Below are 22,874 nucleotides of genomic sequence, written 5' to 3'. Positions count from 1 at the left end.
GTCTTTTAGGGTTTAGGAGTCAGACGAGCAGCAGCGCATCGAGTTTACCGGCGCGCTCCAGGGCAAACAGGTCGTCGCAGCCACCGATGTGTTTGGCGCCGATCCAGATCTGCGGCACAGACGTGCGTCCCGCCTTCTGGGCCATTTCGGCGCGCACCTGGGGCTTGCCGTCGACCTTGATCTCTTCGAAGGCAACGCCCTTCTTATCCAGCAGAGCCTTGGCTCGCATGCAATAAGGGCAATAATCGCTGGAGTAGACGACAACCTGGCTCATATCACTTCACCAGCGGCAGGTTATCGGCGCGCCAGCTGCTGATGCCACCGGACAGCTTGGCCGCAGTGAAACCGGTCTTGAGCATTTCGCGGGCGTGAGTGCCAGCGTGCTGGCCTTGGGCGTCGACCAGGATGATGGTCTTGGCCTTGTGTTTTTCCAGCTCGGCCAGGCGCGCGATCAGCTTGTCCTGTGGAATGTTCAGTGCACCGACGATATGGCCGGCAGCGAATTCCTTGGCTGGGCGGATATCCACCACAATGGCCTCATCCTTGTTGACCAGCGCGGTCAGCTCCGACGTGCTCAGGCTGCGACCACCACGGCTCAATTCGTGAGCGATCAGCAGCGCCAGCAGGATGACGAAGGCACCCACGAGCAGATAGTGGGCAGTGGCAAATGCAATCAGGTGATCAACCATCAAGGAGGTTCCAGGGCGTTAAAATGGCGGTAAGTATACACAGCCGTCAGGGGGGGCCAACCCCCGTAAAGCGGTGACGTGGTCGGAACTTCGCTTTAAACTGCCACTCCCTTTTCAATTGCCTTCCTTTATTACCGCCGCGAGAGGATCTATGACTACTACGCCTAAACCTTTGGTCCTGATAATTCTCGATGGCTTCGGACACAGTGAAAGCCACCACGACAACGCGGTATACGCGGCCAAGAAGCCTGTACTGGACCGTTTGACCGCCAGCGTCCCCAACGGCCTGATCTCCGGCTCGGGCATGGACGTGGGCCTGCCCGACGGGCAGATGGGCAACTCGGAAGTCGGCCATATGAACCTCGGCGCCGGACGAGTGGTATATCAAGACTTCACACGCGTGACCAAAGCGATCCGCGACGGCGAGTTCTTCGAGAACCCGACCATCTGCGCAGCGGTAGATAAAGCAGTAGCCGACGGCAAGGCCGTGCACTTCATGGGCCTATTATCCGACGGCGGTGTACACAGCCACCAAGACCATCTAGTTGCCATGGCCGAACTGGCCTTCAAGCGCGGCGCCGAGAAGATCTACCTGCACGCCTTCCTCGACGGTCGCGACACTCCTCCAAAAAGCGCGCAATCGTCCATCGAGCTCCTGGACGCCACATTCGCCGCCCTGGGCAAGGGCCGCATTGCAAGCATCGTGGGCCGTTACTTCGCCATGGATCGTGACAACCGTTGGGACCGAGTGTCCCAAGCCTACAACCTGATCGTCGACGGTCAGGCCGAATTCAACGCCGCCACCGCCCAAGAAGGCCTGGAAGCCGCCTACGCCCGTGGCGAAAGCGATGAGTTCGTCAAGGCCACCACCATCGGCGAACCGGTAAAAGTCGAAGACGGCGACGCCGTGGTGTTCATGAACTTCCGCGCCGACCGCGCCCGCGAGTTGAGCCGCGTGTTCGTCGAAGACGGCTTCAGCGAGTTCGAACGCGCCCGCCAGCCAAAAGTGCACTACGTCGGCCTGACCCAATACGCCGCGAGCATCCCGGCCCCCGCCGCCTTTGCTCCGGGCAGCCTGGACAACGTGCTCGGCGATTACCTGGCGAAAAACGGCAAGACCCAACTGCGCATTGCCGAAACTGAAAAATACGCCCACGTGACCTTCTTCTTCTCCGGCGGCCGTGAAGAACCGTTCCCAGGCGAAGAGCGCATTCTGATCCCGTCGCCAAAAGTCGCCACCTACGACCTGCAGCCGGAAATGAGCGCGCCGGAAGTCACCGACAAAATCGTCGACGCCATCGACCACCAGCGTTACGACGTGATCGTGGTCAACTACGCCAACGGCGACATGGTTGGCCACAGCGGCAACCTGGAAGCCGCGACAAAGGCCGTGGAATGCCTGGACTTGTGCGTCGGCCGCATCGTCGACGCCCTGGAAAAAGTCGGCGGCGAAGCGCTGATCACAGCCGACCACGGCAATTGCGAGCAGATGTCCGACGAGTCCACCGGCCAGGCACACACCGCTCACACCACTGAGCCAGTGCCGTTCATCTACGTGGGCAAGCGCGACTTCAAAGTGCGTGACGGCGGGGTATTGGCGGATGTGGCGCCAACCATGCTGATGCTGATGGGGCTGGAGAAGCCAGCGGAGATGACCGGGACCTCGATTCTGGTTTGATTTCAACCACACCACTGAACAGTGTGGGAGGGGGCTTGCCCCCGATAGCAATGGGTCAGCCAACACATATTCAGCTGACACACTGCAATCGGGGGCAACCCCTTCCCATATTGGATCTCCCGTGTTTGGAAGATGTCTTTTTGCCATACCACCGCCACTCGGCGCCTATCTTGCCCGCCAGCCCCAATTGGGCGTTTTTTTTGCAGCGCTTGGCGGGCATACTAGGCCGTCCCTTTCCCTGGTGTCGCCCGCCTCTATGCTTCGCGCCTTGATTACCCTTGCTCTTGTCTGCCTGCTCCAACCGGCGTTCGCCGATGAGCGCGCACAAACCCAACAACAGTTGGACGCTACGCGTCAGGACATTACCGAGCTGAAAAAACTGCTCGGCAAGCTCCAGGAAGAAAAATCCGGGGTGCAGAAAGACCTGCGCGGCACGGAAACCGAAATGGGCAAGCTAGAGAAGCAAGTCCAGGAGCTGCAAAAAGAATTAAAGAAGAGCGAGTCGGAACTGGAGCGACTCGACGCTGAGAAAAAAAAACTCCAGAGCGCACGCGTTGAACAGCAACGCCTGATCGCGATCCAGGCCCGCGCCGCCTACCAGAGTGGCCGCCAGGAATACCTCAAGCTGCTGCTCAACCAGCAGAACCCTGAGAAATTCGCGCGCACCCTGACCTACTACGACTACCTGAGCAAAGCCCGCCTGGAGCAATTGAAAAGCTTCAACGAGACTCTGCGCCAGTTGGTCAACGTCGAACAGGAAATCGCCAACCAGCAGTCGCAGTTGGAAGACCAGAAAAGCGCCCTCGACACCCAGCGCGATGAGCTGGACAAGGTCCGCAAGGAGCGCCAGCTGGCCCTGGCCAAGCTCAATGACGACGTGAAAGCCCGCGACGCCAAGCTCCAGGCCCGCGAGCAAGACCAAGCCGACCTGGCCAAAGTGCTCAAGACCATCGAAGAAACCCTGGCGCGCCAGGCACGTGAGGCCGAAGAAGCGCGCCAGAAAGCGCTGATCGCCCAGCAGGAAGCCGAAAAAAAGCGTCAGCGTGAGGCCGAACTGGCAGCCACCACTGACGCTCCGGCGCCACGTAAACCGGCACATGCAGCGCCTGGCCCGTTGGTTTCCAGCGCCGGCGAGTCCTTCGGAGGCCCTTTTGCTTCAGCACGAGGAAAACTTCCATGGCCTGTTGATGGTCGACTACTGGCACGCTTCGGTGAAACCCGTGGCGACGACACCCGCGCCAAGTGGGATGGGGTGATGATCAGCGCCTCCGCCGGCAGTCAGGTCCACGCCGTTCACGGCGGGCGCGTGGTGTTTGCCGATTGGCTGCGGGGCGCCGGTTTGTTGGTGATTCTTGACCACGGTAATGGCTATTTGAGCCTTTACGGCCACAATCAGACGTTACTCAAGTCGGCAGGTGATGTTGTAAAAGCCGGTGAGTCCATCTCCACTGTCGGTAACAGTGGTGGCCAGGACACCCCGGCGCTGTACTTCGCTATTCGTCAGCAGGGTCGCCCGAGCGATCCCGCACAATGGTGCCGTTCCCAAGGATAGGGCCGCATCTACATTAGGAGTTCGTTCGACATGCTGCATTTGTCCCGCCTCACTTCGCTGGCCCTGACGATCGCCTTGGTGATCGGCGCGCCTCTGGCTTTCGCCGACCAGGCCGCTCCGGCTGCACCTGCTGCCACGGCCGCGACCACCAAGGCCCCGTTGCCGCTGGACGAGTTGCGCACCTTTGCCGAGGTCATGGACCGCATCAAGGCAGCCTATGTCGAACCCGTAGACGACAAGACTCTGCTGGAGAATGCCATCAAGGGCATGCTCAGCAACCTCGACCCGCACTCCGCCTATCTGGGCCCTGAAGATTTCGCCGAACTGCAGGAAAGCACCAGCGGTGAATTCGGTGGACTGGGCATTGAAGTCGGCGCCGAAGACGGCAACATCAAGGTGGTGTCACCCATCGACGACACCCCGGCGTCCAAGGCCGGCATCCAGGCGGGTGACTTTATCGTCAAGATCAACGGCCAGCCGACCCGTGGCCAGACCATGACCGAAGCCGTGGACAAGATGCGCGGCAAGATCGGCCAGAAAATCACCCTGACCCTGGTACGCGACGGTGGCAACCCGTTCGACGTGACACTCACCCGCGCGACCATCGTGGTCAAGAGCGTGAAGAGTCAGCTGCTGGAGTCGGGCTACGGTTACATCCGCATCACCCAATTCCAGGTCAAGACCGGCGACGAAGTGGCCAAGGCACTGGCCAAGTTGCGCAAGGACAACGGCAAGAAACTCAGCGGCATCGTGCTCGACCTGCGCAACAACCCAGGCGGCGTGCTGCAGTCGGCGGTGGAAGTGGTCGACCACTTCATTACCAAAGGTCTGATCGTCTACACCAAGGGCCGTATCGCCAACTCCGAGCTGCGCTTCTCGGCCACCGGCAACGACCTCAGCGAGAACGTGCCACTGGCCGTGCTGATCAACGGCGGCAGCGCCTCGGCTTCGGAAATCGTCGCCGGCGCCCTGCAGGACCAGAAACGCGGCGTGCTGATGGGCACCACCAGCTTCGGCAAAGGCTCGGTGCAGACCGTGTTACCGCTGAACAACGATCGCGCATTGAAGATCACCACTGCGCTGTACTACACGCCGAACGGCCGCTCCATCCAGGCCCAGGGCATAGTGCCGGACATCGAAGTGCGCAAGGCCAAGATCACTAACGAGATCGACAGCGAGTACTACAAAGAGGCAGACCTGCAAGGTCACCTGGGCAATGGCAACGGCGGTGCCGACCAGCCGACCGGCAGCAGCAAGAAAGCCAAGCCGATGCCACAGGACGACGACTATCAACTGGCTCAGGCGCTGAGCCTGCTCAAGGGGCTGAGCATCACGCGCAGCCGTTGATATGCGATTTGCCCTGATCCTTGCTCTGCTGTGCAGCCTGGTGGGAGTCGCCCAAGCGACTCCCACAGGCGAACCTCACAAAGCCTATCTGACACTGATCATCGACGACCTGGGGCAAAACCTGCCTCGGGATCGCCGCGTGCTGGCCCTGCCTGGGCCGGTGACCACGGCGATCATGCCCGACACCCCCCACGCTGCAGAATTCGCCCGCGAAGCCCACAAGGCCGGCAAGATCGTGATCCTGCACATGCCCATGGACCCGGCCACCGGCCCGTTCGCCTGGCACCCTGAGCTGCCTATCGAAGAACTCGCCAAACGCCTGGACGCCGCGTTCAACGCCGTGCCCTACACCGCCGGCATCAACAACCATATGGGCAGCCGCATGACGGCTCAACCTGCGGCAATGGCCTGGTTGATGGCCGAGCTGCAGCGGCGCAACAAGTTCTTTGTCGACAGCCGTACCAGCGCGCAGACCGTGGCAGCCGCCGAGGCACAGAAGATCGGTCTGGCGAGTGTTTCGCGGGACGTGTTCCTGGACGATGAACGCACCGAAGCGGCGATCACCACACAGTTGCAAACCGCGATCAAGCTGGCCCACAAACAAGGCTCGGCCGTGATGATCGGCCACCCTTACCCACAAACCCTGGCAGTGATGGAGCGCGAGCTGCCCAAGCTCAAGGCACAGGGCATCGAGTGGATTGATATTAAGCTGATGATCAGCGTGCGCAGCAATCAAGCCATGGCTGGACACGGGAAGGACGGGGTTTACCGCTAGAAACTCCGCAACGATCCCCAGTAAGAGCTGGCAAGCCAGCGCCTACAGAATTTCGGGTCTTTTACAGATACTTCGCCGTGATCTCGTCGACGACGCCGTCTTTACGCAACTGGTCCAGCGCGGCCTGAAGCTTGGCTACCAAGTCGTCCGGCACATCCTTGTTCAACGCGAGGTAGAGCTGGGCGCTGTTGAATCGCAGCACGGTCTTGAGCCCGGTCACCCCAACTTGGCGTGCCAGGTAACGCCCGGCCGGGTCGCCGGTAGCCCACAAGTCGATCTGGCCATCCACGAGCTTTTGCGCATTGTCCTGGTCACGCAGCACTACGATCGGGTTGAGGCCCTGTTTCTCCAGGGTCTCGGCGATGGCATCGCCTTTATAGGCGCCGATCTTGTAGCGCCGCGCTTGCTCAAGTTCGGCAAGCTGGATCTTGCTGTCCGACTTGGCCAGCAGCACCCAATCATCCGGGCCAATGGGGCCGACCCACTTGAACAGCGCTTCGCGAGCCGGCAAACGTGCCATTACGAATACGCCATAGCCGGGTTTTTCCAGGGCGAGCTTGTAGATTCGCTCCCAAGGAAAACGCAGTGTGAGGTTGTAGGAAATGCCGGCACGCTTGAAGGTTTCGCGCACGATATCCACGGCGATGCCTTCGATGTTTTCTTCCTTGGCGAAGTTCTTGCCGTTTTTCGCCATGTTGTACGGCGGGAAGTTTTCCGTCAGCAACACCAGGGAGGCGTCGGACGGTTCCTCGGCATGGGCCGAACCGACTAACAACAGGGACGAACTGGCGAGGGCAAGTAAGAGGGTCTTGAACATGAAGGCTACCGGAATCCATGGCAAGCGCAGAGAGTGCCGCGCGCCCGCCATGGTGTCCAGCAACGTTTAACGAACGACGATACCGCGCGCCGCCATATAGGCCTTGGCCTCAGGAACGGTGTATTCGCCAAAGTGGAAAATACTCGCCGCCAGCACTGCGCTGGCGTGGCCTTCGATCACGCCGTCGGCCAGATGCTGCAGGTTGCCGACGCCGCCGGAAGCGATCACCGGAATGCCCAGCGCGTCGCTGATGGCACGGGTCACGCCCAGGTCAAAGCCGTTTTTCATGCCGTCCTGGTCCATGCTGGTCAGCAGGATCTCACCAGCGCCCAGGCCTTCCATCTTCATCGCCCATTCCACCGCGTCCAGGCCAGTCGGCTTGCGACCGCCGTGGGTGAAGATCTCCCAGCGCGGGGTTTCGCCCGGGCCGGAGACTTTCTTGGCGTCGATAGCCACTACGATGCATTGCGAGCCGAAGTGTTGCGCGGCTTCGCCGACGAACTCCGGGTTGAACACCGCTGCGGTGTTGATCGAGACCTTGTCCGCGCCAGCATTGAGCAGGTTGCGGATGTCTTGCACGGTGCGCACGCCGCCGCCCACGGTCAGCGGGATAAACACCTGGCTGGCCATGCGCTCGACGGTGTGCAGCGTGGTGTCGCGGCCATCAACGCTGGCGGTGATGTCGAGAAAAGTAATCTCATCGGCACCTTGCTCATCGTAGCGACGGGCAATTTCCACCGGATCGCCGGCATCACGGATGTTCTCGAACTTGACGCCCTTGACCACGCGACCATTGTCGACGTCCAGGCAAGGGATGATGCGTTTGGCCAGCGCCATGGTCAGTCCTCAGCCGTTGTAGGCATCGCAGTAAGCCTGGGCTTCGGCGACGTCCAGAGTACCTTCATAGATCGCGCGGCCGGTGATGGCGCCGATGATCCCTGGCGCCTTGGCGTCCAACAGCGACTTGATATCGCCCAGGTTGTGAATACCGCCGGAAGCAATCACCGGGATCTTCGTCGCCGCAGCCAGCGCGGCCGTGAACGGTACGTTGCAGCCCTGCATCATGCCGTCTTTGGCGATGTCGGTATAAACGATGGCGGACACGCCGTCAGCTTCGAACTGCTTGGCCAGGTCGATGACTTGTACGGTGCTGATTTCAGCCCAGCCGTCGGTGGCGACGAAGCCATCTTTAGCGTCCAGACCCACGATAACTTTGCCTGGGAACGCGCGGCAGGCTTCAGCAACGAAGGCCGGGTCTTTCACAGCCTTGGTGCCGATGATCACGTAGCTCACGCCAGCTTTGACGTAGTGCTCAATGGTTTCCAGGGAGCGGATACCGCCGCCGATCTGGATCGGCAGATTCGGGTAGCGCTTGGCGATGGCGGTAACCACCTCACCGTTGACCGGCTGGCCTTCGAAGGCGCCGTTCAAGTCCACCAGATGCAGACGACGGCAGCCCCCTTCTACCCATTTGGCAGCCATGCTCACCGGGTCATCGGAGAACACGGTGGAGTCTTCCATGCGGCCTTGGCGCAGACGTACGCAGGCGCCGTCCTTGAGATCGATAGCGGGGATAATCAGCATCTGGCAAACCTTATTCGATATTCAGCAATGCTTGGGAAATCAGGGTTTCTCAAGCGACCACAGGTCGCTTTCGATGCTTTCGAACCTTTCTTTAAGGAGCGTCTGCGAATCGAAAATCGCCCTGTTGTAATAGTGCGGAGCCACTTCGGTGGTGAACAGCTCAAGAATCTCGGCGACCTCGAACGAGCCCAGCTTGAGCTCGAAGCGATCTTCCATGAAGCGCTTGATCTTGAGGGTAGCCTCACTCTCCTGCTCAGGCGTGAGGTTCAAGATCGGCAGCTTCGGCTTCCTGGCCATTTACCAGCGCCCGTCCCACGCGGCGAAGTTCTGCAGCAATTGCAGGCCATGGGTATGGCTCTTCTCCGGATGGAACTGCACAGCAAAACGCGAACCTTCGGCCAACGCTGCGGCGAAGTCGACGCCGTAGTGCCCGCCACCCACCACCTGGCCCGGCTTACCGGCGGCGATGTAGTAGCTGTGCACGAAATAGAAACGCGCCAGGTCCGGGATGTCGTGCCAGAGCGGGTGATCCACCGTCTGACTGACTTCGTTCCAGCCCATATGCGGCACTTTCAGGTGGGCGCCATCTTCGTGCAGGTCCTTGCCGAAGAACTTCACCTGGCCAGGGAACAGGCCGATGCAGTCGACGCCGTCGTTCTCTTCACTGCGGTCGAGCAAGGCTTGCATGCCCACGCAGATGCCGAGGAACGGGCGATCCTGGCTGACTTCGCGCACCAGGCTGTCAAAGCCCAGACGGCGGATCTCGGCCATGCAATCGCGAATCGCGCCAACACCGGGGAACACCACGCGGTCAGCTTCGCGAATCACATTGGCATCGCTGGTGATCAGCACCTTGCCGGCACCTACGTGTTCGAGGGCCTTGGCCACCGAGTGCAGGTTACCCATGCCGTAATCGATAACCGCGACCGTCTGCATTACAGAACGCCCTTGGTCGAGGGCATTTGCCCGGCCATGCGGTCATCCAGCTCTACAGCCATGCGCAGCGCGCGGCCGAAAGCCTTGAACACGGTTTCGATTTGGTGGTGGGTGTTGGTGCCGCGCAAGTTGTCGATATGCAGGCTGACGAGCGCGTGGTTGACGAAACCCTGGAAAAATTCCTGGAACAGGTCGACGTCGAAGCCGCGGCCCACGTTGGCACGGGTGTACGGCACGTGCATCTGCAAGCCTGGGCGGCCGGAGAAGTCGATGACCACTCGCGACAGCGCTTCGTCCAGCGGGACATAGGCGTGACCGTAGCGACGGATGCCTTTTTTGTCGCCGATGGCCTTGGCAAATGCCTGGCCGAGGGTGATGCCCACGTCTTCCACCATGTGGTGGTCGTCGATGTGCAGGTCGCCCTTGCCTTCGATATCCAGGTCGATCAGCCCGTGACGGGCGATCTGGTCCAGCATGTGCTCAAGAAAAGGTACACCGATATCAAATCGGGCCTTTCCGGTGCCATCCAGGTTAATCGAGGCTTTGATCTGGGTTTCCAGAGTGTCGCGCTCGACGGACGCCTTACGTTCGGCCATCACCAGCTCCGCAAAATCATTGGGCGAAAAAGGCAGCCATTATAGGGGCGCGGGCGCTAAACAGAAACATCGAAGGGGATAAGACTGACGAGTTGAAGTGGGGGGTGTCGGGGATAGACATGTGCATACAAGTGCGAATCCACTTATGAAAACTCTGCACAGCCAATGTGGAAGGGGGCTTGCTTCCGATGGCGGCGGCTCAGTCGCCTAGTGGCTGACTGATCTGACGCTATCGGGAGCAAGCCCCCTCCCACAATGGTTTTGCGGTGTTAGTGGAACAGTACCGCCGTCTTCTGCAGGGTCACCCACACACCCCACGCCAACGGAATACCCACCACCAGCCAGGCCGCAATGGCCAATGGCACCGTACCGGGGGCTGCTTTCCACTCCAGGGAAGTGGTGGCATCCGCGCCCTTGTCGTGGCCCAGCGCCTGTTCGGCAGCCAGTTCGGCGTCGGTCATGAAGTACTTGTCGGCCACCGGACGTACCAGCATGTTGCAGATAAAGCCCAACACCAGCAGGCCGGCGAGGATGTACAAGGTGATGTCATAGGCCGCAGCGCGTTCAACGCCGATGCTCAGTTGATACTCACGCAGGTAGTTCACCAACACCGGGCCCAATACGCCCGCAGCAGCCCAAGCGGTCAGCAGGCGACCGTGGATCGCGCCGACCATCTGGGTGCCGAACAGGTCGGCCAGGTAAGCCGGAACGGTGGCAAAACCACCGCCGTACATCGACAGGATGATGCAGAACGCGGCCACGAACAGCGCCACGTTGCCCAGGTGCCCCAGGTTCGGGATCAGCGCGTAGAGGGCAAAGCCCAGGGCGAAGAACACGAAGTAGGTATTTTTACGGCCCAGGTAGTCGGAGAACGACGCCCAGAAGAACCGGCCGCCGATGTTGAACAAGCTCAACAGACCGGTGAAACCCGCGGCGATCGCGGCGATCGACGCCAGTTGCCCGGCATCCAGTTGACCGAACGGCACATCAACACCCAGTAGCTTGCCACCGAACACTTCCTGCAGCAGCGGCGAAGCCATGCCGAGGATGCCGATACCGGCCGATACGTTCAGGCACAACACCAGCCATACCAGACGGAATTGCGGGGTTTTCCACGCCACGCTCACATGCACGTGACGGTGGGTGATCATCGCATTGCTGGCTTTTTTCGCCGGCGCGGTCCAGCCCTCAGGCTTCCAGCCGGTCGGTGGCACGCGATAAGACAGCGCACCGCCGATCATGAACACGAAGTAGATCGCGGCCATCACCAGGAAGCTCTGCCAGACGCCCACGCTGGTCGGCGAAGCGAAGTGACCCATCAGCGCTGCCGCCAGGGGTGCACCGACCATCGCGCCCCCACCGAAACCCATGATCGCCATACCGGTGGCCATGCCACGCTTGTCCGGGAACCACTTGATCAAGGTCGACACGGGCGAGATATAGCCCAGGCCCAGGCCGATGCCGCCAATGACGCCGGAACCGATCCACATCAGCCAGATCTGGTGGGTGTAAATACCCAATGCCGAGATCAACAGGCCGCCGCACCAGCACAACGCCGATACAACACCCGCCTTACGCGGCCCGGCATGTTCCAGCCAGCCGCCCCAGATCGCTGCCGAGCAGCCCAGGAAAATGAAGAACAGGGTGTAGATCCAGCCCAGCATGGAGATGGGCCAGTCGCATTGGGACGAGAAGACTTGGGCGATAAAGCTCATGTCTGGCGCGCAGGCAACGGGCTTGGTGATACCCAGCGCCTTGGACAGCGGCAGCCAGAACACCGAAAAACCATAGGCCATGCCGATGCAGAGATGGATGGCCAGGGCGGCCGGTGGAACCAGCCAGCGGTTGAACCCGGGCTTGGCGATGATGCGCTCCTTGGACAGGAACGCAGGCTGTGCGGCGGTAGAACCGGCCGCAGTGCTAGTGCTCATTGGTGTTTCCCCCAGTTATTAGTATGCGTCCGTCAGGCGCTCTCTCCCTCGGCCTTGCACGCAAAGCGTGGCCGTTTTTGATGAGTGAAGCTCCATTTTGGCGCGACGATACGTCGCAGAAGGCGGACGAACACGCAGAGATTAGCACCTGCGGATGACGGAAAAACCAAACTGATATCACTTTTTTCAGGAAATTCTCTTTTTTTGACGCCAGAATCCCGCTACCTGGCACGCGGATACAATGTAACGATCGGTGACCTGACGCCGGTCATCGGGCGTTATACTCTGCGGCTAAATTTTAAAATCGACATACAAGGACTCGCCCATGAAAGCGTTCGGCAAAATCCTGGGTCTGGTACTTCTCGGGCTGTTGCTGATCATTGTGGCTCTGGGCTTCGCCCTGACCCATCTTTTCGATCCCAACGACTACAAAGAAGAGATTCGCCAGATTGCCCGCGACAAGGCCCACATCGAGCTGACGCTCAATGGCGATATCGGTTGGAGCCTGTTCCCCTGGCTCGGCCTTGAACTGCACGAAGCCAGCGTGGCGACCCTGACCACCCCGACCCAGCCCTTCGCCGACCTTCAGATGCTCGGCCTGTCAGTACGCGTATTGCCGCTGCTGCGCCGCGAAGTGCAGATGAGCGACGTGCGTGTCGAAGGCCTCAACCTGCGCCTCAACCGCGACAAGCAGGGTCACGGCAACTGGGAAGACATCGGCAAGACTGCACCGGTAGCCACCACCGATACGCCCACCACGCCGCCCCCGGCGCAACCGTCACCCGAAGCCAAGCCAGAGAAGCCGGCCCAGCCGATCCGCCTGGATATCGACAGCCTGACGGTCAACAACGCCCGCATCGAATACAACGATGAGCAGACCGGCAAGCAGTTCAGCGCCGAGAGCATCCAGTTGAGCGCCGGTGCCGTGCACGAAGGCGCCAGCATTCCGGTGAAGCTCACCGCCTTCTTCGGCAGCAACCAGCCGGTAATGCGCGTCAAGACCGAGCTCAACGGCAATCTGCGCATTCAGCGCGCCCTCAAGCGCTACCAGTTCGAAGACATGCGTATCAGCGGCGAAGCCACTGGCGAGCCGCTGCAAGGCAAGACCGTGACCTTCTCCACCCAGGGTCAGTTGCTGGTGGACCAAGCGGCCAACATTGCCGAATGGACCAACCTGAAACTGTCGGCCAACCAACTGCGCGCCTTGGGCGAGCTGAAGGTCAATGACCTGGACAAGACCCCACAGCTCAGCGGCGCCTTGTCCATCGCCCAGTTCGACTTGGCCAAGTTCCTCGACAGCGTCGGCAGCCCACTGCCACCGATGGCCGAGGGCAGCCTGAGCAAAGTCGAACTGGTCAGCCGCCTCAAGGGCACGCCAACCAGCCTGGCCCTGGAAGACCTGAACCTGAAGCTCGACGGCAGCACCTTCAACGGCCGCGTCGCCGTGGACGATTTCGCCAAACAGTCGCTTCGCGTGCAACTCAAGGGCGACAGCTTCAACGCCGATAACTACCTGCCGGCGAAGTCCGAATCTGCCAAGGGCGCAACCGCCGCCCGCCAAGCCGAAGTGCAGAACAGCGAAGCCGGCGCCATGGCTGCCGGCGGCACCACACCGCTACCGGATGCGCCTACCAAAGGCGCCTGGAGCACCGACAAGCTGCTGCCTCTGGCGCACCTGCGCAAACTGGATGTCGATGCTGATCTCGCCTTCGGCCAACTGACCTTGAGCAAATTGCCGATCCAGAATGCCGTGCTCAAAGCGTCCGGCATCGACGGCCAACTCAAGCTCGACACCCTGAGTGGCGGCCTCTACAACGGCAGCTTCCAAGCCAACGGCACACTCGATGTGCGCCAGGATATTCCAGTGCTGGCACTGCAAAGCCGGATCAAGCAAGTGCCGGTCGAACGCATCCTGCAGGCCCAGGGGCAAACCCCACCCGTGAAGGGCCAGGTCACCCTCGACAGCAACCTCAGCGGCCGTGGCAATAGCCAAAAGGCGCTGATCGACAGCCTCAACGGCACTGCCAGCTTTGTGATCAACAACGGTGTGCTGCTCAATGCCAACCTTGAACAGCAGCTGTGTACAGGCATCGCCATGCTCAATCGCAAGACCCTGAGCGGCGAACAGCGGGGCAAAGACACGCCTTTCCAAGAGCTGAAGGGCAACCTGACCTTCCGTAATGGCGTGGCCAATAACCCTGACCTGAAAGTGCGCATTCCGGGCCTGGCCGTCAACGGCAACGGTGACATCGACCTGCGCGTGTTGGGCATGGACTACCGCGTCGGCATCATCGTCGAAGGCGACCAGCGCGAAGTGCCGGATCCGGCCTGCGAAGTGGGCTCCAACTTCCGCAACATCGAAGTACCGCTGCGCTGCCGCGGCCCGCTGGAATTGGGTGCCAAGGCGTGCCGCCTGGATAAAGATGGCTTGAGCCAAGTCGCGATCAAGGCGGCCGGTAACAAGCTCAGCGAGAAGCTGGAAGAGAAGCTCGACAAGGTAAACCCGCAATTGAAAGATGCATTAAAGGGCCTGTTCAAGCGATGAGAAACGAGCAGTTTTCACAGGCGGTGCTGGACTGGTACGACCGCCACGGTCGCCATGACCTGCCCTGGCAACAGGGCATCACGCCCTACCGGGTATGGGTCTCGGAGATCATGCTGCAACAGACTCAGGTGAGCACCGTGCTCAATTACTTCGACCGTTTTATGGCGTCTTTGCCAACGGTCGAAGCTCTGGCCGCCGCACCGGAAGATGAAGTGCTGCACCTGTGGACTGGCCTTGGCTACTACACCCGGGCGCGCAACCTGCAAAAGACTGCGAAGATCATCGTGGCCCAGTACGGCGGCGAATTTCCCAAGGATGTCGAAAAGCTCACTGACCTGCCCGGCATCGGCCTGTCCACCGCCGGCGCAATCGCCAGCCTGAGCATGGGCCTGCGCGCACCGATCCTCGACGGCAACGTCAAGCGCGTGCTGGCGCGCTTTACTGCACAAGAGGGTTACCCAGGCGAGCCGAAGGTGGCCAAGCAGTTGTGGGCCACTGCAGAGCGCTTCACGCCCCATGATCGCGTTAACGCCTACACCCAGGCGATGATGGACATGGGTGCCACCCTGTGCACGCGCAGCAAGCCCAGCTGCCTGCTATGTCCGCTGGAAAAGGGCTGCGAAGCCCACATGCTCGGCCTTGAAACACGCTACCCGATTCCCAAGCCGCGCAAGGCCGTCCCGCAAAAGCGCACGCTGATGCCGATGTTGGCCAACGCCGAGGGCGCGATCCTGCTTTACCGCCGCCCTTCCACAGGTTTGTGGGGCGGTTTGTGGAGCCTGCCCGAGTTAGACGACCTGCAAGACCTCGAACACTTGGCCACACAACACGCACTCGAACTGGGCAAGCACCAGGAACTGCCAGGGCTGATCCACACGTTCAGCCACTTTCAACTGGCTATCGAACCCTGGCTGGTCCAGGTCGAGGAATCCGCCCATCACGTGGCCGAGGCCGACTGGCTCTGGTATAACCTCGCCACCCCGCCGCGCCTGGGCCTTGCCGCCCCGGTAAAGAAACTGCTGAAGCGCGCGGCTGAAGTATTGAACGCAGGAGTGTCGTCATGACCCGCACCGTAATGTGCCGCAAGTACAAAGAAGAACTGCCAGCCCTGGAGCGCCCTCCGTACCCAGGTGCCAAGGGCCAGGACATCTACGATCACGTCTCTGCCAAAGCCTGGGGCGACTGGCTTAAACACCAGACCCTGCTGATCAACGAAAAACGCCTGAACATGATGAACGCAGAAAATCGTAAATACCTTGCGGGCGAGATGGACAAGTTCTTTTCCGGCGAGGATTACGCCAAGGCCGACGGCTACGTACCACCCGCTCAATAATTGATCAAAAACCGGGGTCGGCGCGTAAGCGACGGTAATAATTAAATATTTTTTGAAAACTTGCTTGACGACCCCCTGAAAAACCAGTTTAATGCGCCCCGTTGCCCAGATAGCTCAGTCGGTAGAGCAGGGGATTGAAAATCCCCGTGTCGGCGGTTCGATTCCGTCTCTGGGCACCACTAATTAGTTTCAGGTGGTGCAAACGTCATCTGAAATACACAAGAAACCCGCCAAGTGCGGGTTTTTTGTTGCCCAGGATTTAACCTCCTAACCCGCCTCTTCGTTACGCCGCGCACTAGTAGCGCTATGATATGATTCAAAATGTGCCAAGGTAGGCGATTAACAGTATGCGGATGCATCCCTCCTGTAACCCGTCAGCCAATGCCACCTAGTATCGGAGTAGGCAACGACGGCGGATCCTGTATCCCCACCAGCCTCCCTCTACACGCTACAGCCTCTCTCCCCCACTTCAACACAGCCCAGGGTCACGCCCAAGCGGTGAGGGAGCGCACGCAAGCGCAGCGGCACAAGGACACATCATCCGGCGATGCGCAGCCCAGCGTATCGCTTAATCATACGGGCACATGGAGAAACAAATGGCATACACATCGATCATTTTCAAAAACCCGAATACGGGCGCGATGAAGGAAGCTCCAGTCGGTTTTTCGTGGACAACCTTCTTTTTCGGTTGCTTCCCGGCACTGTTTCGCGGCGACGTGAAATATGGCGTGATCCAGTTCGTCATTGCGATGGCGACCATGGGCCTTAGCAACATCGTCTTTGCGTTCATCTACAACAAGCTCTACATCAAGGATCTCATCGGCCAAGGCTTCAAGGCTCAATCCATTGCCAGTGGCGATATGAACTTCGCGTCGGCGAAGATCGGCATGCAGATCCCACAGCTGGAAGCCGCGTAATCGAAGGCGGAAACCGTATCCGACAAAAAGCCTGCTGAATGCAGGCTTTTTGCTGACCGGCTGACTCACTGCAACAAGAACACCAGCAACGGATTGTCGTTCAACCGTCCTTCAAAGTCGGGAGGCTGATGCTCCAGCGACGTCCCCGCCAGCAGTGCGACCTCCTTGCGCGCCACGACCACCCAGGCTGGCCGATGCACATGAGCTAATTGTTCAAGCTCATGACCACCAATGAACACCGGTTGCTCGTCGTGATCCAGGTTCATCATGTAACGCACCGCCCAGGTATCCCGACCGAGGTCGATAAACACCAGCGGGCCCGGCCGCGTGGCACGTAGCGCTTCAACCTGGCTGACAAACTGCCGGGTATCGAACTGTAAGTCCTTGGCCGGCTCCACCACGACCACCAGCAGCAACCACTGCGCCACCAATGCAATCAAGCTGAGCGACACCAGCCGCGCAATACGCCGCCAGGCGATCAACGCAGCGACTTGCAGCACCACCAGCACGCCCACCCACAACGGCAGCGAAACGTCTGGCCAGTAACCGTGCTTTTGCCACCCATGCCGACAGACAAATACTACAACCACACACAACGTCGGTAGCGCCGCGACAAGCCCCTCATAGCATCGACGCACGCCCCCAAGCCAGCCTTGCGCCTGGAGGAGCCCATAGGCCGCGACAGCCGCAAACATCGGCACCATGGGCAGGATGTAATAGGCGCGCTTGAAGTGCGGCACCGACAACCCAATCAAAATCATCAGGCCGCAAGCGCCTAGCCGCACAACCAATTGCACGGGCTCATCAAACCGTTCACGCCAGCGATGACGCAACGCAACCAGCGTGGCCAGCGCCAACGGCACCACAGGGAAGTAACGGTACAAACTCAGTTGAAGATAGAAATAGAACGGCTCGCCACTTTCATCCAGGCGCCCGCCCACTTGCATCCTGAACACCTCTTCGGCGAACCCATCACCACCACTGATGCGCGCCAGCTTTATCAGCAGCCACCAACAGACCGCTAACAACGCCAGACCAACCAGGCCGTGAATCAGCACCTGCCTGACCCGTTGCCCCGGATTACCAAGCGCCCAATACACACACACCACGCCGCAGACCTCAATCAACCCCAATGGCCCACGTATGGCGAAGCCGAAGATGAACAGCGGGAACACCGCCAACTGCCTCAATCGCGAGCCCAGGCGCTCGCCACTGTGCAGCAGGTAGAAACTGCCAACGCAGAGCAAAGCCACCATCTGATCCAGGCAAACCGAACGAGACTTTTCCAGCAGTTGAGTGGTGAGCAGGGTCAACAAAACGGAGAGCAGCGCCCACTGCCGACTCGCAGGGACCAGCAGGCGATAGAGCAGCGCAATCCCCCCGGCAGACGCCAGTGCGGTGGGCAGTACGTTCGCCAAGTGATTGGGCGCACCGAATAACCGGGCAAACACAAAACTGAAGAAGGTAGCGGTGCCAGGGTAGTCCGCGTAGGGCTGACCGTAGGTCGTGGGAAAAAGGCTCGCGCCATGGCGAAACATTTCTTGCAGGAACAGCGCCCAACGTCCGTCAAATCCCTGGGGCTGTTGATCCCAGATCCCCAGGGTAAAGAGCAGCAAGGCAAACAGGAAAATGCCCAGGGATTCCAGGCGAAAAAGGTTGCGTTGATCCATCGGTAGGCCTGTCAGGTGAGGAGCGCTGACTTAATGGTGCCGAGCACGCCCCTGAACATCGCCTGAACAGACCTGAACATTCACCCAGCTACCGACCTGCGGGCCACACCGCCCACGGGATCAGGCGCACGTAGATCAACTCAGCCACCAACTCGACCAAGGTCTGCAGGATCACCGCCGTGGCGGCCAACCCCCGTACGTCTTCAGGCAGGGCCAGCGCCAGGGGCAATACCACCAGCGAATTGCGCGTGGATGCGCTGAACGTCACCGCCCGCGCCGTGACCGCCGGCAGCGCGAACAGCCGCGCCGCCAGCATCCCCATCAGTGGCGCCAGCAGCACAAAGCCCAGATAGACCGGAATCACTGGCACCAACAGGCCGATATCGCGCACCACCGAGGTGACTTGCGAGCCGATCACCACGAACAGCACCAGCGCCATGGCGGGTACCGGCAACCAGGCCCAGGCGTTATTCCACGCATTGACAATTGCGTAGCGCCGCGCCAGGGACGTCGTGAGCACCGCCAGCACCATCGGCACCACGATCAACTCTACAAAGGCTTGAACAAACGGTCCCACCGCAACCACTACTTCGGACTGCGCGCCCAGCATAAACCCCAGGTACACCGGCAACAGCGCCAGCTGCAGTAACAACAGCACCGGCGTCGCCGCCAGCATCAACCGCGAATCGCCTTTGCCGATATGGGTAAACACCACCACATAATCGATGCACGGCGTCAGCAACACCAACAACGCACCCACCAGCAAGGCCGGGCGCTCCACCAGGCCACGGGTCAATGCCCACACCAGCAGCGGCACCAGAATGAAATTGGCCAACAACAACGCCGACAGGAAGCGCTTGTTGCTCAAGCCCTCGCGCAAGTCCAGAAAGGGGATTTGCAGGAACATCGCGTACATAAGCACTGCGATGACGGGGGTGATCAATACGTTGAGGTTGTGGGCGGATTGGGGCGCGAACAGGCCGACGACGGCAGCCAGCAGGATGGCGACAAAGTAGATTGGGATCTGGTTGTGTTCGAGGGTGTCGCGGGACATGAAGGCGCTCGAGAAAATTGCGAAGGCACCAGCTTATGCGCCTACTGGCGCAGGGTCGACCCGTACTACCCGTTCACAACAACCGCAGAAGCCATGAACGTAACGACGCGCCAACGCCGCCAATTCTGAGGATGCCCTTGGGATTTCCTCCAACCTGCGCTTCAATACCCCACCCAGATCCAGAACCTTAGGATGTCGAGCCCATGGCTTCGCCGAACAAGCAGCAAAAACGTGCCCAGCGGGCAAAGACCAAGGCTAAGCAAAACCGCACTCAGCGCGCCGTAGCGACCAAGCCGGATGCGTTTGCAGGCGATGACAGTCGCATTGACCTAGAGTCGGTCGATTTGACTGAGCTGTTTGAGGAGATGCGCGTCGCTGGCGAGACCAGCCAACAGGCGTTGTGCGCGGCATTCCTGGCCCACCCGCTGCTGGCGCTGGTGCTGGAACAGGAAGGTGAAGAAGAAGCCACCGACTTCATCCTGGCAGCGCTGATCGAATATCGGCAGTGGGCCACGGACAGCGACGATGAAGCCGCCGCACTGGCGTGGGTCGAGTCGCCGCAGTTCCAGGCGGATTACGTCGCCGCATCCCAGGCGCTGGTGACTTCCCAGGACTGACGCAAAACAAAATGTAAGAGGGGGCTTGCCCCCGACAGCGTGTTTTCAGTCAATTAGATGTCGACTGACGCACCGCTATCGAGGGCAAGCCCCCTCCCACATTGGGACTGCGGTCAGTTAAGCACCGCAGCGCCTGATCTCTGCGCCTTGCGACGGCTCGACACAAACAACCCCGCCGCCACTACCAGCAAGCTTAGAACGCCGGTCGCGATAATCTCGACCCGGTGCGCTTCCTGGAACAGCATGATCGTCAGCGTCCCCACGATAAACACCATCACCGCGTAGGTCAGGCCAGGGAACAGCCACATCTTGAAGACGATTTTCTCGCCCGCCGCCGTACGCTTCTGACGCATGCGCAGTTGCGACACAGCGATGACGAGGTACACCAGCAACGCGATGGCGCCGGAGCTGGCCAGCAGGAATTCGAACACCGCTGCCGGGGCCACATAGTTGGCAAAGACCGCCAGGAACGCAGCACCGGTAGACAGCAACACAGCCCAGTAAGGCGTGCCGCTCTTATTAGTGCGCTTGGCCACTGCCGGAGCGTCACCGCGACGGCCCAGGGAGAACAGCATGCGCGACGCGGTGTACAGCGCCGAGTTCAGGCAGCTCGTCACGGCAACCAGCACCACCAGATCGACGATCAGCTTGGCATTCGGGATGCCCATGCGTTCCAGCACGGTCTGGTAGGAACCTACCGCCGCCAGTGTCGGATCGTTCCACGGCACCAGGGACACGACGATGAAAATCGACAACAGGTAGAACAAACCAATCCGCCAGATCACCGAGTTGGTGGCCTTGGTGATTTGCTGGCCTGGGTTCTTCGATTCCGCCGCGGCGATGGTGACGATCTCGGTACCCATGAACGAGAACATGGTGGTCAGGATGGCCGCCAGTACTGCGCCCATGCCGTTGGGCATAAAGCCTTGGGTGTCGAACAGGTGCGAAACACCGCTGACCTGGCTGGTCGGCAGGAAGCCGAAAATCGCCGCCAAGCCGAGGATCACAAAACCCACGATCGCTACGACTTTGATCAGCGCAAACCAAAACTCGAACTCACCGTAGTTCTTCACGCTGAACAGATTGGTCGCGGTCAGCAGCAACGTGATGATCAGCGTAAAGGCCCAGATGGCCACATCAGGGAACCAAGCGTGGAGGATGGTCGCAGCAGCGTTGGCTTCCAACGGAATCACCAGCACCCAGAACCACCAGTACAGCCAGCCAATGGTGAAACCGGCCCAGTGACCAATCGCACGGTCGGCGTAGGTGGAAAACGAACCGGTGTCCGGCGAGGCAACGGCCATTTCGGCCAGCATGCGCATCACCAATACCACCAGCGTACCCGCAGCGGCATACGCCAGCAGTACGGCCGGGCCGGCGGCAGCAATCGCGTGGCCGGAGCCAACAAACAAACCGGCACCAATAACGCCGGCAATCGACAGCATGGTGACGTGACGCGGTTTGAGCCCCTGTTCGAGGTCATTGGAGCTTTGCGTACTACTCATTGACACACCTTTGCGAGGAATTGCGAAAACGGTCCACCCGGCCTGGTGTCTTCTTCGTGAAAAGAAACCAACAGGGCGTTCTTTATTTTTTACGCAAGATTTGCGCCAAAATGTTACGAAGTCGCAATTGACGCGGGCTGTAGGACGATTCGACAGTCGTCGCAAGTCATTGAGAACAATGGCATTCCGCTATAGCGTTACCGTGCGACTCACATTCAAGACGAACAAGCGCACCAAAAACACACACAAAAAGTACGTGACGCGCCATAAAGGGGCCGATGGGTACCGTTTGCCCGTTTAACCCTTCCAACACCCGGCCAAAGCTGGCACCATCGCGCCCTTTTTTACGCAAAGCCTGCGGTTTATCGGGTTCAAACGGTTGTTCGGTTGTTGAGGGCGCGACACGCTGCTGTGCCGATGCGACACCCTGCCGCACACGCCCCATTTACCGCCGGCCACGCTGTTGGCTGCCATCAAGACGCTATGCTAGCTTGGCGCCTCGCCAGGAAGGCGGCCCAACAGCAGGAATGCAATGAACACAATGAGGACCGCACATGGCCGAGGCCACGCCCGCGCTTGAAATCCGCAACTTGCACAAACGCTATGGTGAGCTGGAGGTACTCAAAGGTCTCTCGCTGACCGCTCGCGACGGCGATGTGATCTCGATCCTGGGTTCCTCCGGTTCCGGCAAGTCCACGTTCCTACGCTGCATCAACCTGCTGGAAAACCCACACCAGGGCCAGATCCTGGTGGCCGGCGAAGAACTCAAGCTGAAGGCCGCGAAAAACGGCGAACTGATGGCCGCCGACGGCAAGCAGATCAACCGGTTGCGCAGCGAAATCGGTTTTGTATTTCAAAACTTTAACCTGTGGCCACACATGAGCATCCTCGACAACATCATCGAGGCCCCCCGCCGTGTGCTCGGCCAGAGCAAGGCCGAGGCAATAGAAGTGGCCGAGGCCCTGCTGGACAAGGTCGGCATCGCCGACAAGCGCCACGCCTACCCCGCGCAATTGTCCGGCGGCCAGCAACAACGGGCAGCCATCGCGCGTACCCTGGCGATGCAGCCCAAAGTCATCCTGTTCGACGAACCCACTTCTGCCCTTGACCCGGAAATGGTTCAGGAAGTACTTAATGTGATCCGCGCGCTGGCCGAAGAGGGCCGCACCATGCTGCTGGTCACCCATGAAATGGGCTTCGCCCGCCAAGTGTCCAGTGAAGTGGTGTTCCTCCACCAAGGCCTGATCGAAGAGCAAGGATCGCCACAGCAGGTGTTTGAAAACCCGCTTTCGGCGCGCTGCAAACAATTCATGTCCAGCAACCGCTAA

General features: G+C 60.0%; 22 protein-coding genes and 1 tRNA gene. 11 read left to right on the top strand and 12 right to left on the bottom strand.

Features of this window, described 5'->3' with window-relative positions; genetic code table 11:
* Positions 1-19: 19 nt before the first annotated feature.
* Both grxC and BW43_RS05695 read right to left on the bottom strand, forming a co-directional pair.
* Positions 20-274 carry a glutaredoxin 3 gene (gene grxC / locus BW43_RS05690; protein ID WP_032890136.1) on the bottom strand — a complete coding sequence of 85 codons (255 nt, stop codon included), beginning with the start codon at positions 272-274 and terminating at the stop codon, positions 20-22.
* Between the two features lies 1 nt (position 275).
* On the bottom strand, positions 276-689 hold the full coding sequence (locus BW43_RS05695) for a rhodanese-like domain-containing protein (protein WP_032890134.1): 414 nt from the start codon (positions 687-689) through the stop codon (positions 276-278).
* A 151-nt stretch (positions 690-840) separates the two neighbouring features.
* Between BW43_RS05695 and gpmI the strand changes: the two genes are divergently transcribed.
* The 4 genes from gpmI (at position 841) to BW43_RS05715 (ending at position 6,041) form a co-directional block, all read left to right on the top strand.
* Positions 841-2,367 (top strand): 2,3-bisphosphoglycerate-independent phosphoglycerate mutase, encoded by a 1,527-nt coding sequence (gene gpmI / locus BW43_RS05700; RefSeq protein WP_032890132.1) that lies wholly within the window; start codon positions 841-843, stop codon positions 2,365-2,367.
* Between the two features lie 256 nt (positions 2,368-2,623).
* A complete protein-coding gene (locus tag BW43_RS05705) occupies positions 2,624-3,919 on the top strand; it encodes a murein hydrolase activator EnvC (RefSeq protein WP_032890130.1) in 1,296 nt (431 codons plus the stop codon).
* Positions 3,920-3,949: 30 nt separating this feature from the next.
* Positions 3,950-5,266, top strand: coding sequence for a S41 family peptidase (locus BW43_RS05710; protein ID WP_027605074.1), 1,317 nt, complete (start codon positions 3,950-3,952; stop codon positions 5,264-5,266).
* Position 5,267: 1 nt separating this feature from the next.
* Positions 5,268-6,041, top strand: coding sequence for a divergent polysaccharide deacetylase family protein (locus tag BW43_RS05715; protein ID WP_032890127.1), 774 nt, complete (start codon positions 5,268-5,270; stop codon positions 6,039-6,041).
* 61 nt (positions 6,042-6,102) lie between these two features.
* Here BW43_RS05715 and BW43_RS05720 read toward each other — a convergent pair whose 3' ends face one another.
* The 7 genes from BW43_RS05720 to BW43_RS05750 form a co-directional block, all read right to left on the bottom strand.
* Positions 6,103-6,858, bottom strand: a complete 756-nt coding sequence (locus tag BW43_RS05720) for an ABC transporter substrate-binding protein (RefSeq protein ID WP_032890125.1) — start codon at positions 6,856-6,858, stop codon at positions 6,103-6,105.
* Positions 6,859-6,924: 66 nt separating this feature from the next.
* Positions 6,925-7,695, bottom strand: coding sequence for an imidazole glycerol phosphate synthase subunit HisF (gene hisF / locus BW43_RS05725; RefSeq protein ID WP_003171107.1), 771 nt, complete (start codon positions 7,693-7,695; stop codon positions 6,925-6,927).
* Positions 7,696-7,704: 9 nt separating this feature from the next.
* Positions 7,705-8,442, bottom strand: a complete 738-nt coding sequence (hisA, locus tag BW43_RS05730) for a 1-(5-phosphoribosyl)-5-[(5-phosphoribosylamino)methylideneamino]imidazole-4-carboxamide isomerase (protein ID WP_003187784.1) — start codon at positions 8,440-8,442, stop codon at positions 7,705-7,707.
* A gap of 39 nt (positions 8,443-8,481) precedes the next feature.
* Positions 8,482-8,739, bottom strand: coding sequence for a DUF2164 domain-containing protein (locus BW43_RS05735; protein WP_032890124.1), 258 nt, complete (start codon positions 8,737-8,739; stop codon positions 8,482-8,484).
* On the bottom strand, positions 8,740-9,378 hold the full coding sequence (gene hisH, locus BW43_RS05740; protein WP_032890121.1) for an imidazole glycerol phosphate synthase subunit HisH: 639 nt from the start codon (positions 9,376-9,378) through the stop codon (positions 8,740-8,742). It abuts the gene before it with no gap.
* Positions 9,378-9,974: an imidazoleglycerol-phosphate dehydratase HisB gene (gene hisB, locus BW43_RS05745; RefSeq protein ID WP_028615365.1), complete on the bottom strand. Its 597-nt coding sequence runs from the start codon at positions 9,972-9,974 to the stop codon at positions 9,378-9,380. The genes hisH and hisB overlap by 1 nt, the downstream gene beginning before the upstream one ends.
* Before the next feature lie 269 nt (positions 9,975-10,243).
* Entirely contained in the window at positions 10,244-11,905 is a 1,662-nt protein-coding gene (locus tag BW43_RS05750) for an OFA family MFS transporter (protein WP_032890119.1), read from the bottom strand.
* A 325-nt stretch (positions 11,906-12,230) separates the two neighbouring features.
* Between BW43_RS05750 and BW43_RS05755 the strand changes: the two genes are divergently transcribed.
* From BW43_RS05755 to BW43_RS05775, 5 genes are all read left to right on the top strand, one after another.
* Entirely contained in the window at positions 12,231-14,450 is a 2,220-nt protein-coding gene (locus tag BW43_RS05755) for an AsmA family protein (protein ID WP_032890117.1), read from the top strand.
* Entirely contained in the window at positions 14,447-15,514 is a 1,068-nt protein-coding gene (gene mutY, locus BW43_RS05760; protein WP_032890116.1) for an A/G-specific adenine glycosylase, read from the top strand. Before BW43_RS05755 ends, mutY begins: the two co-directional genes overlap by 4 nt.
* The gene (locus BW43_RS05765; protein WP_032890113.1) at positions 15,511-15,783 is read left to right on the top strand and encodes an oxidative damage protection protein; all 273 of its coding nucleotides are present in this window, start codon (positions 15,511-15,513) and stop codon (positions 15,781-15,783) included. The genes mutY and BW43_RS05765 overlap by 4 nt, the downstream gene beginning before the upstream one ends.
* A 103-nt stretch (positions 15,784-15,886) precedes the next feature.
* Positions 15,887-15,962 (top strand) — tRNA-Phe (locus BW43_RS05770).
* A gap of 417 nt (positions 15,963-16,379) precedes the next feature.
* Positions 16,380-16,700 carry a hypothetical protein gene (locus BW43_RS05775; RefSeq protein WP_032890110.1) on the top strand — a complete coding sequence of 107 codons (321 nt, stop codon included), beginning with the start codon at positions 16,380-16,382 and terminating at the stop codon, positions 16,698-16,700.
* A gap of 65 nt (positions 16,701-16,765) precedes the next feature.
* Here BW43_RS05775 and BW43_RS05780 read toward each other — a convergent pair whose 3' ends face one another.
* On the bottom strand, positions 16,766-18,370 hold the full coding sequence (locus BW43_RS05780; protein WP_032890108.1) for a glycosyltransferase family 39 protein: 1,605 nt from the start codon (positions 18,368-18,370) through the stop codon (positions 16,766-16,768).
* Positions 18,371-18,458: 88 nt separating this feature from the next.
* Positions 18,459-19,424, bottom strand: coding sequence for an arsenic resistance protein (locus BW43_RS05785; RefSeq protein WP_032890104.1), 966 nt, complete (start codon positions 19,422-19,424; stop codon positions 18,459-18,461).
* Between the two features lie 203 nt (positions 19,425-19,627).
* On the opposite strand from BW43_RS05785, the gene BW43_RS05790 reads away from it, so the two are divergent.
* Positions 19,628-20,041 carry a hypothetical protein gene (locus BW43_RS05790; protein ID WP_032890101.1) on the top strand — a complete coding sequence of 138 codons (414 nt, stop codon included), beginning with the start codon at positions 19,628-19,630 and terminating at the stop codon, positions 20,039-20,041.
* Positions 20,042-20,154: 113 nt separating this feature from the next.
* On the opposite strand, the gene gabP is transcribed toward BW43_RS05790, so the two are convergent.
* Entirely contained in the window at positions 20,155-21,546 is a 1,392-nt protein-coding gene (gene gabP, locus BW43_RS05795) for a GABA permease (RefSeq protein WP_032890100.1), read from the bottom strand.
* Between the two features lie 554 nt (positions 21,547-22,100).
* Here gabP and BW43_RS05800 point away from each other — a divergent pair.
* Positions 22,101-22,874, top strand: a complete 774-nt coding sequence (locus BW43_RS05800) for an ABC transporter ATP-binding protein (RefSeq protein ID WP_032890098.1) — start codon at positions 22,101-22,103, stop codon at positions 22,872-22,874.

Source organism: Pseudomonas sp. RIT357, assembly GCF_000632245.1.
Classification (GTDB): domain Bacteria; phylum Pseudomonadota; class Gammaproteobacteria; order Pseudomonadales; family Pseudomonadaceae; genus Aquipseudomonas; species Aquipseudomonas sivasensis.
Note: the sequence above shows the minus strand (reverse complement) of the source record. Positions and strands in the feature narration are given on the sequence as shown.

Excerpts from the sequence above, each read along its gene's own strand:
- grxC (WP_032890136.1), bottom strand. The coding sequence starts at position 274 with ATGAGCCAGGTTGTCGTCTACTCCAGCGATTATTGCCCTTATTGCATG.
- BW43_RS05695 (WP_032890134.1), bottom strand. The coding sequence starts at position 689 with ATGGTTGATCACCTGATTGCATTTGCCACTGCCCACTATCTGCTCGTG.
- gpmI (WP_032890132.1), top strand. The coding sequence starts at position 841 with ATGACTACTACGCCTAAACCTTTGGTCCTGATAATTCTCGATGGCTTC.
- BW43_RS05705 (WP_032890130.1), top strand. The coding sequence starts at position 2,624 with ATGCTTCGCGCCTTGATTACCCTTGCTCTTGTCTGCCTGCTCCAACCG.
- BW43_RS05710 (WP_027605074.1), top strand. The coding sequence starts at position 3,950 with ATGCTGCATTTGTCCCGCCTCACTTCGCTGGCCCTGACGATCGCCTTG.
- BW43_RS05715 (WP_032890127.1), top strand. The coding sequence starts at position 5,268 with ATGCGATTTGCCCTGATCCTTGCTCTGCTGTGCAGCCTGGTGGGAGTC.
- BW43_RS05720 (WP_032890125.1), bottom strand. The coding sequence starts at position 6,858 with ATGTTCAAGACCCTCTTACTTGCCCTCGCCAGTTCGTCCCTGTTGTTA.
- hisF (WP_003171107.1), bottom strand. The coding sequence starts at position 7,695 with ATGGCGCTGGCCAAACGCATCATCCCTTGCCTGGACGTCGACAATGGT.
- hisA (WP_003187784.1), bottom strand. The coding sequence starts at position 8,442 with ATGCTGATTATCCCCGCTATCGATCTCAAGGACGGCGCCTGCGTACGT.
- BW43_RS05735 (WP_032890124.1), bottom strand. The coding sequence starts at position 8,739 with ATGGCCAGGAAGCCGAAGCTGCCGATCTTGAACCTCACGCCTGAGCAG.
- hisH (WP_032890121.1), bottom strand. The coding sequence starts at position 9,378 with ATGCAGACGGTCGCGGTTATCGATTACGGCATGGGTAACCTGCACTCG.
- hisB (WP_028615365.1), bottom strand. The coding sequence starts at position 9,974 with ATGGCCGAACGTAAGGCGTCCGTCGAGCGCGACACTCTGGAAACCCAG.
- BW43_RS05750 (WP_032890119.1), bottom strand. The coding sequence starts at position 11,905 with ATGAGCACTAGCACTGCGGCCGGTTCTACCGCCGCACAGCCTGCGTTC.
- BW43_RS05755 (WP_032890117.1), top strand. The coding sequence starts at position 12,231 with ATGAAAGCGTTCGGCAAAATCCTGGGTCTGGTACTTCTCGGGCTGTTG.
- mutY (WP_032890116.1), top strand. The coding sequence starts at position 14,447 with ATGAGAAACGAGCAGTTTTCACAGGCGGTGCTGGACTGGTACGACCGC.
- BW43_RS05765 (WP_032890113.1), top strand. The coding sequence starts at position 15,511 with ATGACCCGCACCGTAATGTGCCGCAAGTACAAAGAAGAACTGCCAGCC.
- BW43_RS05775 (WP_032890110.1), top strand. The coding sequence starts at position 16,380 with ATGGCATACACATCGATCATTTTCAAAAACCCGAATACGGGCGCGATG.
- BW43_RS05780 (WP_032890108.1), bottom strand. The coding sequence starts at position 18,370 with ATGGATCAACGCAACCTTTTTCGCCTGGAATCCCTGGGCATTTTCCTG.
- BW43_RS05785 (WP_032890104.1), bottom strand. The coding sequence starts at position 19,424 with ATGTCCCGCGACACCCTCGAACACAACCAGATCCCAATCTACTTTGTC.
- BW43_RS05790 (WP_032890101.1), top strand. The coding sequence starts at position 19,628 with ATGGCTTCGCCGAACAAGCAGCAAAAACGTGCCCAGCGGGCAAAGACC.
- gabP (WP_032890100.1), bottom strand. The coding sequence starts at position 21,546 with ATGAGTAGTACGCAAAGCTCCAATGACCTCGAACAGGGGCTCAAACCG.
- BW43_RS05800 (WP_032890098.1), top strand. The coding sequence starts at position 22,101 with ATGGCCGAGGCCACGCCCGCGCTTGAAATCCGCAACTTGCACAAACGC.